This window comes from Fodinibius sp. AD559 (assembly GCF_052712805.1).
The window spans coordinates 82,265-93,575 of record NZ_JBQPVW010000005.1; the positions used below are offsets into that span (position 1 = coordinate 82,265).

Annotated in this window: 12 protein-coding genes; 11 read left to right on the forward strand and 1 reads right to left on the reverse strand. The window is 42.0% G+C overall.

All coding sequences use genetic code 11. The features are described 5' to 3' along the window. The first annotated feature begins 96 nt into the window (after window positions 1-96). The 4 genes from ACQ4LT_RS10525 to fbp all read left to right on the forward strand — a co-directional run bounded on the left by ACQ4LT_RS10525 (window position 97) and on the right by fbp (window position 3,197). Complete coding sequence (locus ACQ4LT_RS10525; protein WP_445666001.1) at window positions 97-351, forward strand: DUF883 family protein; 255 nt, start codon at window positions 97-99, stop codon at window positions 349-351. Between the two features lie 57 nt (window positions 352-408). Then, window positions 409-1,528 (forward strand): peptide chain release factor 2 gene (gene prfB / locus ACQ4LT_RS10530; protein WP_445666159.1). Its coding sequence is split into 2 segments (ribosomal slippage): window positions 409-468 and window positions 470-1,528, totalling 1,119 coding nucleotides; the frame shifts between segments, so codons are not numbered across the junction. After that, on the forward strand, window positions 1,528-2,130 hold the full coding sequence (gene coaE, locus ACQ4LT_RS10535) for a dephospho-CoA kinase (RefSeq protein ID WP_445666002.1): 603 nt from the start codon (window positions 1,528-1,530) through the stop codon (window positions 2,128-2,130). The genes prfB and coaE overlap by 1 nt, the downstream gene beginning before the upstream one ends. Before the next feature lie 35 nt (window positions 2,131-2,165). After that, window positions 2,166-3,197: a class 1 fructose-bisphosphatase gene (fbp, locus tag ACQ4LT_RS10540; protein ID WP_445666003.1), complete on the forward strand. Its 1,032-nt coding sequence runs from the start codon at window positions 2,166-2,168 to the stop codon at window positions 3,195-3,197. Window positions 3,198-3,255: 58 nt separating this feature from the next. Here fbp and ACQ4LT_RS10545 read toward each other — a convergent pair whose 3' ends face one another. Then, a complete protein-coding gene (locus tag ACQ4LT_RS10545; RefSeq protein ID WP_445666004.1) occupies window positions 3,256-3,738 on the reverse strand; it encodes a DUF192 domain-containing protein in 483 nt (160 codons plus the stop codon). Window positions 3,739-3,957: 219 nt separating this feature from the next. Here ACQ4LT_RS10545 and rimP point away from each other — a divergent pair, with 219 nt between their 5' ends. From rimP to rpsO, 7 genes are all read left to right on the forward strand, one after another. After that, window positions 3,958-4,419, forward strand: coding sequence for a ribosome maturation factor RimP (gene rimP / locus ACQ4LT_RS10550; protein WP_445666005.1), 462 nt, complete (start codon window positions 3,958-3,960; stop codon window positions 4,417-4,419). A 24-nt stretch (window positions 4,420-4,443) separates the two neighbouring features. Next, window positions 4,444-5,697 carry a transcription termination factor NusA gene (gene nusA, locus ACQ4LT_RS10555; protein WP_445666006.1) on the forward strand — a complete coding sequence of 418 codons (1,254 nt, stop codon included), beginning with the start codon at window positions 4,444-4,446 and terminating at the stop codon, window positions 5,695-5,697. A gap of 100 nt (window positions 5,698-5,797) precedes the next feature. After that, window positions 5,798-8,719 carry a translation initiation factor IF-2 gene (gene infB / locus ACQ4LT_RS10560; RefSeq protein WP_445666007.1) on the forward strand — a complete coding sequence of 974 codons (2,922 nt, stop codon included), beginning with the start codon at window positions 5,798-5,800 and terminating at the stop codon, window positions 8,717-8,719. Between the two features lie 22 nt (window positions 8,720-8,741). After that, window positions 8,742-9,122, forward strand: a complete 381-nt coding sequence (gene rbfA / locus ACQ4LT_RS10565) for a 30S ribosome-binding factor RbfA (protein ID WP_445666008.1) — start codon at window positions 8,742-8,744, stop codon at window positions 9,120-9,122. An 8-nt stretch (window positions 9,123-9,130) separates the two neighbouring features. Beyond that, on the forward strand, window positions 9,131-9,892 hold the full coding sequence (gene truB / locus ACQ4LT_RS10570; RefSeq protein WP_445666009.1) for a tRNA pseudouridine(55) synthase TruB: 762 nt from the start codon (window positions 9,131-9,133) through the stop codon (window positions 9,890-9,892). A gap of 26 nt (window positions 9,893-9,918) precedes the next feature. Next, window positions 9,919-10,854: a bifunctional riboflavin kinase/FAD synthetase gene (locus ACQ4LT_RS10575; RefSeq protein ID WP_445666010.1), complete on the forward strand. Its 936-nt coding sequence runs from the start codon at window positions 9,919-9,921 to the stop codon at window positions 10,852-10,854. A gap of 96 nt (window positions 10,855-10,950) precedes the next feature. Continuing rightward, a complete protein-coding gene (gene rpsO, locus ACQ4LT_RS10580; protein WP_445666011.1) occupies window positions 10,951-11,220 on the forward strand; it encodes a 30S ribosomal protein S15 in 270 nt (89 codons plus the stop codon). The last annotated feature ends 91 nt before the right edge of the window (window positions 11,221-11,311 follow it).

An 11,311-nucleotide genomic window follows, 5' to 3' on the forward strand; every position in this document is an offset into this window, starting at 1 on the left:
TTTATGAATTTTAGATAGTAAAAAAATATAATTTAAAAATGTGATTCGATGCATAATTTGTATCTTTGAGCGAACCTAAAATAAAGAGTTGAAATTATGGCTGATAACAAGGAAAAATCGGAAGAGAAGAGTGAAGCAAAAACCGAAGAGAATAAACGCGAAAAAATTAAAGGCTATAAAAAATTAATTGATCGTCTGAAGAAAGAACGAGATGAGATTGAAGATGAGATAAACAGGGATTATCGCGAGGCCCGGCGTTATGTACGTTCTCATCCCGAAGAAGGCGTACTTATTGGTTTTGTAGGTGGTATTGCTTTAGGATATATCCTGAGCAAACTGGGACGAAAGTAATTATAGCGAAAGTTTAAAATTTGAATGTAAAGAAGGATTATTGTGAGTACAACAACGATTAATTCGGAACATCTTGCTGAATTATTTGAGCGTGTGGATGCGCTCAGGGGGTATCTTTGACTATGATCAGCGAAAAGTAAATATCATAGAGCTACAAGAGAAGACGCAGGATCCTAACTTTTGGGATGATCCCGACGAAGCCCGTCGTATTATGAAAAAACTGGATCACGAAAAGAGTATGGTCAAAAGCTGGGACCGGCTGGATGAGCTGCGTGATAGCATCAAGGTCTATCAGGAGTTTCTGGATGAGGGCGAAGATGTAGAGGATGAGTTGCAGCGGGAGGTCAAAAAGCTTGAGAAACGTGTTGAAGATCTTGAGCTGCGAAATATGCTTCGTGGTGAAGATGATCATCGTGATGCCGTTCTTACCTTTAACCCGGGAGCTGGCGGCACTGAGAGTCAGGATTGGGCCGAAATGCTCTATCGCATGTATACCCGGTGGGCAAAGAAGCATGATTACGAGATTTCCGTAATGGAATATCAGCAGGGCGATGTTGCCGGACTGAAAAGTGCAACGATACAAGTTGAGGGAGAGTTTGCGTATGGATTTTTGAAAGCCGAAAGCGGGGTCCATCGGTTGGTTCGTATTTCTCCCTTCGATAGCAATTCGCGGCGACATACCTCATTCTGTTCGGTATTTGTGTCTCCCTTGGTGGATGATACCATTGAGGTAGATATTGATGAGAGCAAAGTTGAGCTGCAGCGCTTTCGTGCCAGCGGCGCGGGCGGTCAGCATGTGAATAAAACAGAAACCGCTGTTCGACTTATATGGGAGGGAGAGCTTTCTGATGGAACCGAGGAGCGGGTAGTTTCGGAATGTCAGCAGGAGCGATCCCAGAAACAGAATCGCGATAAGGCGATGACGTTGCTCAAGTCGAAGATTTACGAGTTGGAAAAGCAGATAAAAGAACGCAACAAGCAGAAGCTCGAAGATTCGAAAAAGGATATTGAGTGGGGGTCACAGATACGTTCGTATGTATTTCATCCCTACAATATGGTGAAAGATCATCGTACTGATTACGAAACTTCTAATACTGATGCGGTTATGGATGGCGAGCTCGATGAGTTTATCAACGAGTATCTGCTTTCGATTTCGGCATCCGATAAAACAGAATAATGATTACTGTAGGCGTTACGGGAGGTATTGGGAGTGGGAAGTCCACGGTATGTGATGTATGGGCAGAGCTGGGAGCTTATGTCCTTAATGCCGATGAGCTTGCCAAACAAGTAATGGTAACTAATGACGAAGTAAAAAAGCAGTTGGTTGATAGTTTTGGATCAGAATCTTTTTTGGATGATGGTGAATTAAATACCAAACATTTAGCAAATGAAGCATTTGGAAAGGGACGTGTTAAAGAGCTGAATGCTATTGTGCATCCGAAGTTACCTGCAGCTGCTTCCCAAAAAATGAAGGAAGCTGAAGCACAAGGATACGATATTTTCGTTTATGAAGCTGCTTTACTGTTGGAAAATTTAGAGCCCGGTTTGCTGGACTATATTGTACTGGTATTAGCTGATGAAGATCATCGAATTGAACGTGTTAAACAGCGGGATTACAGCTCTGAGACGGAAATAAGACAGCGAATTAAAAAGCAGCGAAACTTCGAAAATGTTACTGAGCGGGTGGACTATGTTATCCGTAACAATGGAACACTTGAGGAACTGGAAAAGAAAGCCGAAATTATATATCAGAATTTTTTAACTGAGCGTGATACATAAAAATTTAAAATAATGATCAGCAAAAGAGGGAAGGTATGGTAGACCGAAAAAAAAGTCGTGTTATTACCCTGGAAGAGTATATTATTCAGGCACAGAATAAATTTCCTGGTGCTACGGGAGAGCTGTCTCAACTACTTCGCGATATTGGCTTGGCAGCGAAAATTATATCAAGAGAGGTTAACAAGGCTGGAATTACAAATATATTGGGAGAGGAAGGATCGACTAATATTCATGGCGAAACGGTAAAAAAGCTGGATATGTTTGCCGACAAGCAACTTATTTCGGCGCTAAACCGATCGGAAATTACGTGTATGGTTATTTCCGAAGAAAATGACGGAATTGTTGAGCTGGATAATGACGGGGGAAAATATATAGTTTATCTCGACCCACTGGATGGATCTTCTAATATCGATGTAAATGTCTCGATAGGAAGTATTTTTTCCATTTATATGCGAAAAAATCCCGATACCGAAAAGCTGAGTGAGGATGATGCATTGCAATCCGGAGTACAGCAGGTGGCTGCCGGTTATGTGTTGTATGGCTCAAGTACGTTAATGGCATATACAACAGGATTGGGAGTTTCGGTATTTACGCTGGATCCCAGTATCGGGGAATTTATTTTATCAGATGATGATGTTAAAATTCCAGATCATGGTACTATTTACAGTGTAAATGAGGGTAGTTATCACTCTTGGGAGGAAGGACTCAAGCAGTATGTAAAATATTGTCAGGTTGAAGATCCCGAGACGAGTAGGCCTTACAAGGCGCGGTATATTGGATCGATGGTGGCCGATGTACACCGGACTCTTATTACGGGCGGTATTTTTATTTATCCCAACAGTAGTCAGTATCCAAATGGAAAACTGCGGCTGATGTACGAATGTAATCCGTTGAGCTTTGTGATAGAGCAGGCGGGAGGAATGGCTATCGACTGCAACGGGCGAATTTTAGAAATTGAGCCTGAAAGCCTCCATGAAAGGACTCCTATTTTTATTGGATCCAAAGAGAATGTATTGAAAGTGAAAGAGTATCTTGATGAGTACAAGCAAGAAACGTTTAAAGCTTAAAATGCTCCCGTGTTTAAATATTTAGTACATGAATCCGGTATAAATTTCCGTGTTTTTTTTAGAAGCTTATGCTTGTGCCTTCTTGAATATCATGTAAAATAGAAAACCCACCGTTTGTTTCTATAACATATTTTGCCGGCGCTTCTGACTCAAAACTTTTTTCGGAAAAGGGCGGGGCATTTTTGTGAATACGTACAATTTCGAAGTCCGCATTTACGAACATAATATCCAGCGAAAGGGGGGTGTTAGCCATCCAGAAGCTGCGGGGTTGGTTTTGATCAAAAATAAACAGCATACCTTTGTCGGATGGAAGGTTTCGCACATCCATTAAGCCCTGATTCCGTTCTTTGTCGCTGTCCGCTATTGCAACATCGATGGTTGTCAGGGTATCAGCATTGGTATCTAAAAAGGCAACCGACTTTTCATAAGTAAGAGTGCGCCCGGTATTTTGAGTGCTGTCTTCTGTTTTTTCTTGTTCCGAACAGCTGAGGAATAGAAGGGATAATGACAGGATGCTTATTAGCGTAAAAGTAGTTCTCATTTCAATATAAGTTTACTGTAATTTGTTAGTTGTTGTAAGTATAGTAAAGTTTAATCAATACGTTTAAAAAAGTTAGTGGTTGCTTTCGAATAGATAAAAACAAAGAGAAAAGAGTTGGCAGCCCAGTTGTTTTTTAGACGTATTAACGGTATCTTTGATTGCTTAAAAGTGAGCGCCGAGAGGTTCTCACTTTTTTTTGTACCCAAAAATAAGAAAATCGTGCAAAACGAAGTTACAAATAAGATTTCAGAACTTGCAGAGTCAGTTTTATCAACAACTGATTTCTTTCTTGTTGATGTTGAGATCAAAGGCGGAGATACACCTGAAGTCTGGGTGTCGATAGATGCCGAAGATCGCGGTGTAAATATGGATGAATGTGCAGAAGTAAGTAATGAACTCAGTTTTCTGATGGATGCACACGATGTATTTTCTGGCAGGTATCGTATTAATGTTTCTTCACCGGGATTAAGTCGGCCGCTGGTAGATCGTCGTCAATATCCTAAAAATGTAGGACGTAAAGCAAAGTTTAAGTTCAAAAAAGACGGTGAATACACCAAGGTTGAGGGCACCTTGAAAGAGGTTGACGATAATCACGTTGTTGTTGGCATGGATGATGAGTCAACGAAGAAAATTTTATTTGACGACCTGGTAGAGACAAAAATAATTCCTTCATTTAAATAATTTTAAGCAGACAGGAGCTAACTGATGTCAAACGATATTTCAAAACAGATTATTCAATCTTTTGCTGAGATTGCCAAAGACAAAGATATTGATAAGGATCTTCTTCTTTCTATCCTCGAAGATGTTTTTCGAACCATGATTCGCAAGAAGTATGGTTCTGATGAGGCTTTTGAAGTTATTTTAAACGCTGATCGCGGCGAAGTACAGATTCTCCATATTCGCGAAGTTGTTCCGGAAGAGGAACTTACGGACGAAGTGCAGGAAATTACGCTTGAAGAAGCCCAAGAGCATGATCCCGATCTTGAACTCTACGATGAGTTTGCGCAAGAACTTGACATCCGGGATTTCGGACGGCGCGCCGTCATGATGGCCCGACAGCAATTGGCTCAACGTATTCGCGAGATTGAGAAAGACAATGTATTTGAAGATTATTCTGACCGTGTCGGAGAAATTGTTTTGGGTGATGTCTACCAGATTCGCAACCATGAAATGTTGGTGAATCATAATGGCGTAGAACTTACTCTCCCAAAAGATGAGCAGATCTACAAAGATCGTTATCACAAAGGAGATACTATCCGTGCTGTAGTAAAAGAAGTTAAGCGTCATCACGGAAATCCGTCGGTTATTATTTCGCGAACATCGCCGCTATTTTTGGAGCGGTTGTTTGAAAATGAAATCCCCGAGGTTTTTGATGGAATTATTGATCTCGAACGCATTGCCCGTGAACCCGGTGATCGATCAAAAGTAGCCGTGGTTTCGCATGATGAACGTGTGGATCCTGTTGGAGCATGTGTGGGTATGAAAGGAGTTCGGATTCATGCCATTGTGCGCGAGCTCCAAAACGAAAATATTGATGTCATCAATTACACCGATGACAAGCATGAGTTTATAAAACGAGCACTGCAGCCGGCGAAAGTGTTAAGCGTTGAATTAAGTGATGACGGTGAACATGCGAAGGTATTGGTACCGGCTGATGAGGTTTCAAAAGCTATTGGTAAAGGTGGTGTAAATATTCGACTGGCCTCTAAACTGACCAATTGTGAAATCGATGTTTATCGCGAAGTGGAAGAAGAGGACGATATCGATCTCGGAGAATTTGAAATCGATTTTGGTCCCGAAGTTATTGAAACACTTCACGAGATTGGTTGTGATACGGCAAGACAAGTATTAGAACTGGATGAGGAAGAAATCGTTCGGCGGACAGAAGGTGAAATTACCGAAGATGAAGCCGAGCGTATCATCGATATCATTGCATATGAATTCGAGGATGAAGAATAATTGAACTTACATTTCCAAGAATCCTGATTTACCTTATACTAAAGGTTCCCAATTAGTGTAACAGATAATAACGAACGTACTTTTTCAGAAACAAATATATATGTCCAAGAAGACAAGAAGATTATTCAAAGTTGCATCTGAATTTAATGTCTCTACCACCTCTATAGTAGATTCGTTATCAGATGAGGGCTTTGATGTTGACAATAAACCAAATTCCAAGATAACGCCCGAAATGTACGAGGCGCTGGAAGAGGTTTATGGTGTTGATAAAGAAAAAAGTAAAGAGCACCAGAAGGCGAAAGAAGAGTATGAAAATCGCCGAAATCAAATTCGTGCCAGCCGTAATCAAAGTGTTTCTGTTGAGGATTATCTGGAGCCTCTTGAAGATGATGACTTACCAATTGAGCCTCAGGAAGAGGAAGAAATTGAGGGAATCAAACCGAAAGATGAAGAACAGCCTGAAGAGGAAGTTGAGGAAGAACCTGAAACCTCAGAAGAAGAGCAGTCCGAAGAAACAGATGCGCCGGATGAAGAAGAGGAGGTAAAAGTTGAGGATGAAGAGGATTCCGAGGAGAAAGATCAGGTTGATGAAGAAATTGAAAAACCTCAGGAAACAGTAGAAGCAGAAGAAAAAGAAGATACGGATGAAGAGGCGGATGCTTCAGAAGAGGAGCCCGAAGATGAAGATACTGAAGATGAGGATACTGAAGATGAAGAAGAGGGCTCCGAAGAAGATGTAGAGGAGGAAGATCAGGACTTTGAGGAAGAAGAGCAGGATGAAGCGGATGAATCTGAAGAAGATGATGAGGACGAAGAGGAAGATTCTGATGAAGCGGATGAGGACGAAAAAGATGATGAACAGGAGCATGGTGTAATTCGGGGTCATGCTGGTCGATTAAAAGGAACAAAGGTTGTCGGAAAGGTTAAAATAGATGATAGTAAGCCTAAGCGACGAAAAAAGCGTAAGCGCAAAAAAGATCGCCAGGAAGAAGAGGAGGACGGTTCAAAAAGCAAGTCGGCCAAGCGTGAGAAGAAAAAGAGTAAAAAGAAGGGTAAGAAAAAGCGACGCAAGCGTGGAAAACGTGTTGACGAAGAAGATGTAGAACAAAAAATGAAAGAGACGCTGCAGAAAATGCAGTCGTCCGAAACGGTTGGTAGTAAACGTCAGAAGCGCCGTCGCCAGCGTAAAGAAGAACGCGAGGAAGAAGAGCAGCTGCAGCAGGAACTTGAAGAGCTTGAAGATCAGATTATTGAAGCTACCGAGTTTATTACGGTCAGTGATTTGGCTGATCTGATGGATGTAAAAGCCAATGATGTGATTACGACCTGCATGGATCTCGGCATGATGGTGTCTATCAATCAGCGATTAGATGCCAGCACAATTGAGCTTGTCGCTGAAGAATATGGCTATGAAGTCGAATTTGTCGATGCCGATGATGCTATCGAAGAAATTGAATTGGAAGAAGATGATCCCGAGGATCTTGAACCTCGTGCTCCTATTATTACGGTAATGGGGCACGTTGATCACGGTAAAACCTCTCTGCTTGATTACATTCGTAAATCACAGGTTGCCGAAGGTGAGGCCGGAGGTATTACCCAGCACGTTGGTGCTTATGAGGTGACGACTGATGATGGGCGTCCCATCACGTTTCTTGATACGCCGGGTCACGAAGCTTTTACGGCTATGCGTTCGCGTGGTGCACAGGCTACAGATATTGTTATTCTTGTGGTTGCAGCTGATGATGCTGTGATGCCGCAAACTATTGAGGCGATTAATCACGCCAAAGCAGCTGGTGTCTCTATTATTGTAGCAATTAACAAGATGGATAAGCCCGGTGCAAATCCAGATAAAATTAAGCAGCAGCTGGCTGAGCATGATGTGCTTGTTGAGGAATACGGCGGTACGAACCAGGTTGCCGAGGTATCAGCTATGACAGGTGAGGGAATTCCCGATCTGTTAGATAAGGTTCTTATTGAGGCTGAATTGATGGAGTTGAAAGCTAATCCCAATCGAAATGCTGATGGAGTTGTCCTTGAGGCTCGTGTCGATAAAGGAAAAGGTATTGTCTCAAACATACTTGTACAGAATGGTACGCTTGAAGTTGGCGATCCATTTGTAGCCGGACCATGTTTTGGTCGAGTCCGGGCAATGGAAGACGAGCATGGAGAACGAATTGAGTCGGCAGGTCCTTCTACGCCATTACAGCTAACCGGATTTGATGATATTCCACAAGCCGGTGATAAACTGGTTGCCCTCAATGATGAGAAGAAGGCCAAGGAGATTGCCAATCAGCGACAGCAGATTAAGCGTGAGCAAGACCTGCGTCAATCCAAGCATATGAGTCTTGATGACCTTTCGCGTCGTCTTGCACTGGGTGAAATTGAAGATCTCAACCTTATTATTAAGGCTGATGTCGATGGTTCCATCGAAGCACTTTCCGGAGCATTACAGAAACTAAGCAACGAGGAAGTTTCTGTAAATGTTATCCACACTGGAGCCGGAGCAATTACTGAATCTGATGTGTTGCTTGCTTCAGCCTCAGAAGCAATTATTATCGGCTTCCAGGTACGACCGACTTCTAATGCGCGTAAAGTGGCCGAAGAGGAAGAGATTGACATCCGACTCTTTAGCGTTATTTACGATGCTGTTGATGAGGTCAAGGATGCGATGGAAGGCATGCTCTCACCCGAAATTAGTGAACGACTTTACGGTAATGCCGAAGTAAGAGAAATCTTTAAAGTATCCAGTGTAGGAACTATTGCCGGGTGCTATGTAACTGATGGCAAGATTAATCGCAATAACCCGGTCCGTGTGGTCCGCGATGGTGTTGTGATCTACGACGGGGAAATTGATGCTCTGAAACGCTTTAAAGATGATGTTAAAGAAGTGAAGAGTGGGTACGAATGCGGTATCAGTATTGTAAATTATAATGATATCAAAGTTGGTGACGTCATTGAGAACTATGAGGTTGTTGAGGAACGCCGAAGTCTCGAAGATGTAAAAAGCGACGACGATAGCTAATGCATTAATTTTATTTTCGATTATGAGTATTCGTACAGAACGGTTGGCCGCTGTAATTAAGCGTGATCTTGGTAAAATTATCCAGAAGAGCTATCAGCAAAGCGGATCGTTTATTACGGTCACAAAAGTGGATGTAACTCCTGACCTCCTTATTGCAAAGGTACTGCTTAGTGTGTATGCCCCCGGGAAAGACGAGGATGCTATTTTCGCTTATCTGGAAGAGCAAAATACGGCAATACGTAAAGAATTGGCATCTAAAATTCGTCACCAGGTGCGTCGAATTCCTGAATTGCATTTCATTAATGACAAAACAGCCGAACACGTGGAGAAGATGGAAAAGCTGTTTCAAAAAATCCGAAAAGAGCGAAAACAGCGGGCGAATAACGAAGACGATGAGGAGTAAGCCTGTTCATGGCAAAAGCGATTCCGCTCGAAAAACTGCCAATATTTACCAATCAAAATTTACCTGATCCCGATTTTGATTATAATCAAGGGGCGGCCTTTCTTCTTGATAAACCTAAAAGATGGAGTAGTTTCCAGGTTGTCAAGTTTTTACGGAAATGCACAGACATCCGAAAAATAGGTCATGCCGGTACGCTTGACCCAATGGCAACAGGTTTGCTTATTTTATGCTGCGGTGATGGAACGCGAACAGTTTCAGCTTTCCAGGAAGCAGATAAAGAGTATCTGGCCGAAATTACATTCGGCTCATCAACACCCAGTCTTGATGCAGAAACGACACCTGATAAACATGATTCTTTTGATCACCTGTCCAGAGATAGCATAAAGAAATCGTTAGAGAAAGACTTATCAGGGTTGATTGTCCAAATACCGCCCATGTATTCAGCACTGAAGCATAAAGGCGACCCGCTTTACAAACTGGCGCGAAAAGGGAAAGAAGTTAAGCGGAAGCCGAGGCAGGTTATTATTGAAGAGACAAAAATATTGGAATGTAATTTACCTCGGTTGGAGTTATATATAAAGTGTAGTAAAGGAACCTATATTCGCACGCTTGCTGATGATTTGGCGAATTCACTGGGTACCGCTGGACATTTGACCGGCTTGCAGCGCATTGCTATTGGTAAGTATAAGAATGAAGATGCATTAACAGTTGAAAGGATGGAAGATATTTTTTCGATTAACGATTATGCATCAAATATTGATCTCCATTAATTAAAGGTATCAAATTTATAATACCAATGTCAGAACTTGTTTTTTTAGATAACGTCGAACGCGAGGAAAATACCGTTTTAACGGTGGGAACATTTGACGGGGTCCATGCCGGCCACCGGGCAATTATTGATACTGTTGTAGACAAGGCCAAAGAGAAGGGGGCTCGAAGCGTATTGGTTACGTTCGATCCCCATCCAAGGAATATTATCAATTCCGGTGACGATGGCATCAAGCTATTGACTACGTTGGAGGAGCGGTGCGAAATTCTTGAAGAGTTAGGCATTGATCGGATGATTGTGATCCCGTTCGATCGCGACTTTTCCTTACTGAGCTCTGAGGAATTTATTCGTGATATCATCCACAAGAAAATTGGTGTGACCGAATTTGTGATCGGGTACGATCATCATTTTGGGCGCAACAGAGAGGGAACTATAGAGACTATTGAAACACTTGGGGGCGAGCTCGGTTTTGATTCCTATGTGGTATCAAAGCACGAAGTTGGAGAACAGACGGTAAGTAGCACCGCTATCCGTAATGCTATTAGTGAAGAAGGAAATATTGAGCAGGCTACAGAATTTTTGCAGCGTCCATATCGTCTTAACGGAACGGTAGTGCATGGAGATAAAAGAGGAAAGAAAATTGGTTTTCCAACTGCGAACATAAAGCCGGAGCATGTAAATAAGATTATCCCCAAAGATGGAGTGTATGCCGTAAAAGTTCGTATTAATGGCGACTGGTTCAATGGGATGATGAATATTGGTACCCGCCCGACATTTGACGGAGAACGGCAGACACTGGAAGTGCACCTGTTTGATTTTGACGGGGATATTTATGGCAAGGAGGTGCAGGTGCGATTTTTTAGCCGAATAAGAGATGAGAAAAAATTTAGCGGGAAAGAAGAATTAATTGTGCAATTAAAAGAAGATAAAAAGCAGACAAGGCAACTGCTTAGCAAGCATTAAAATATTGCAAAATACGGTTTGAACGCTTATCTTTGCTTGCTAATATAAGAACGTTATACACAGTTGTAGAAAAGACAAAAAGAATTCAATTAACACATGGCGATAACAAAAGAGCGAAAAGAAGAACTTGTTAAGAAATATGGTGGATCAAAGGAGAATACTGGGTCTACCGAAGCTCAGATTGCAATACTGACTGAGCGTATTAATGATCTTACTGGTCACATTCAGGAAAATACGCAAGACCACCACTCACGAAGAGGGTTGTTAAAACTGGTAGGGAAACGAAGAAAGCTACTCGACTACCTTAAAGATAATGATATTGAAACGTATCGAGAGCTCATTAGCGATTTAGGAATTCGCAAGTAATTCTTTGAAAGGCGCGTTATCAATGACGTGCCTTTTTTATAATACCTGTATAGTTATACAGTGTTTTCCTTCCTATAGCAAAGACGAAGTT

Excerpts from the sequence above, each read along its gene's own strand:
- fbp (WP_445666003.1), top strand. The coding sequence starts at position 2,166 with ATGGTAGACCGAAAAAAAAGTCGTGTTATTACCCTGGAAGAGTATATT.
- ACQ4LT_RS10545 (WP_445666004.1), bottom strand. The coding sequence starts at position 3,738 with ATGAGAACTACTTTTACGCTAATAAGCATCCTGTCATTATCCCTTCTA.
- ACQ4LT_RS10525 (WP_445666001.1), top strand. The coding sequence starts at position 97 with ATGGCTGATAACAAGGAAAAATCGGAAGAGAAGAGTGAAGCAAAAACC.
- coaE (WP_445666002.1), top strand. The coding sequence starts at position 1,528 with ATGATTACTGTAGGCGTTACGGGAGGTATTGGGAGTGGGAAGTCCACG.
- rpsO (WP_445666011.1), top strand. The coding sequence starts at position 10,951 with ATGGCGATAACAAAAGAGCGAAAAGAAGAACTTGTTAAGAAATATGGT.
- ACQ4LT_RS10575 (WP_445666010.1), top strand. The coding sequence starts at position 9,919 with ATGTCAGAACTTGTTTTTTTAGATAACGTCGAACGCGAGGAAAATACC.
- truB (WP_445666009.1), top strand. The coding sequence starts at position 9,131 with ATGGCAAAAGCGATTCCGCTCGAAAAACTGCCAATATTTACCAATCAA.
- nusA (WP_445666006.1), top strand. The coding sequence starts at position 4,444 with ATGTCAAACGATATTTCAAAACAGATTATTCAATCTTTTGCTGAGATT.
- infB (WP_445666007.1), top strand. The coding sequence starts at position 5,798 with ATGTCCAAGAAGACAAGAAGATTATTCAAAGTTGCATCTGAATTTAAT.
- rbfA (WP_445666008.1), top strand. The coding sequence starts at position 8,742 with ATGAGTATTCGTACAGAACGGTTGGCCGCTGTAATTAAGCGTGATCTT.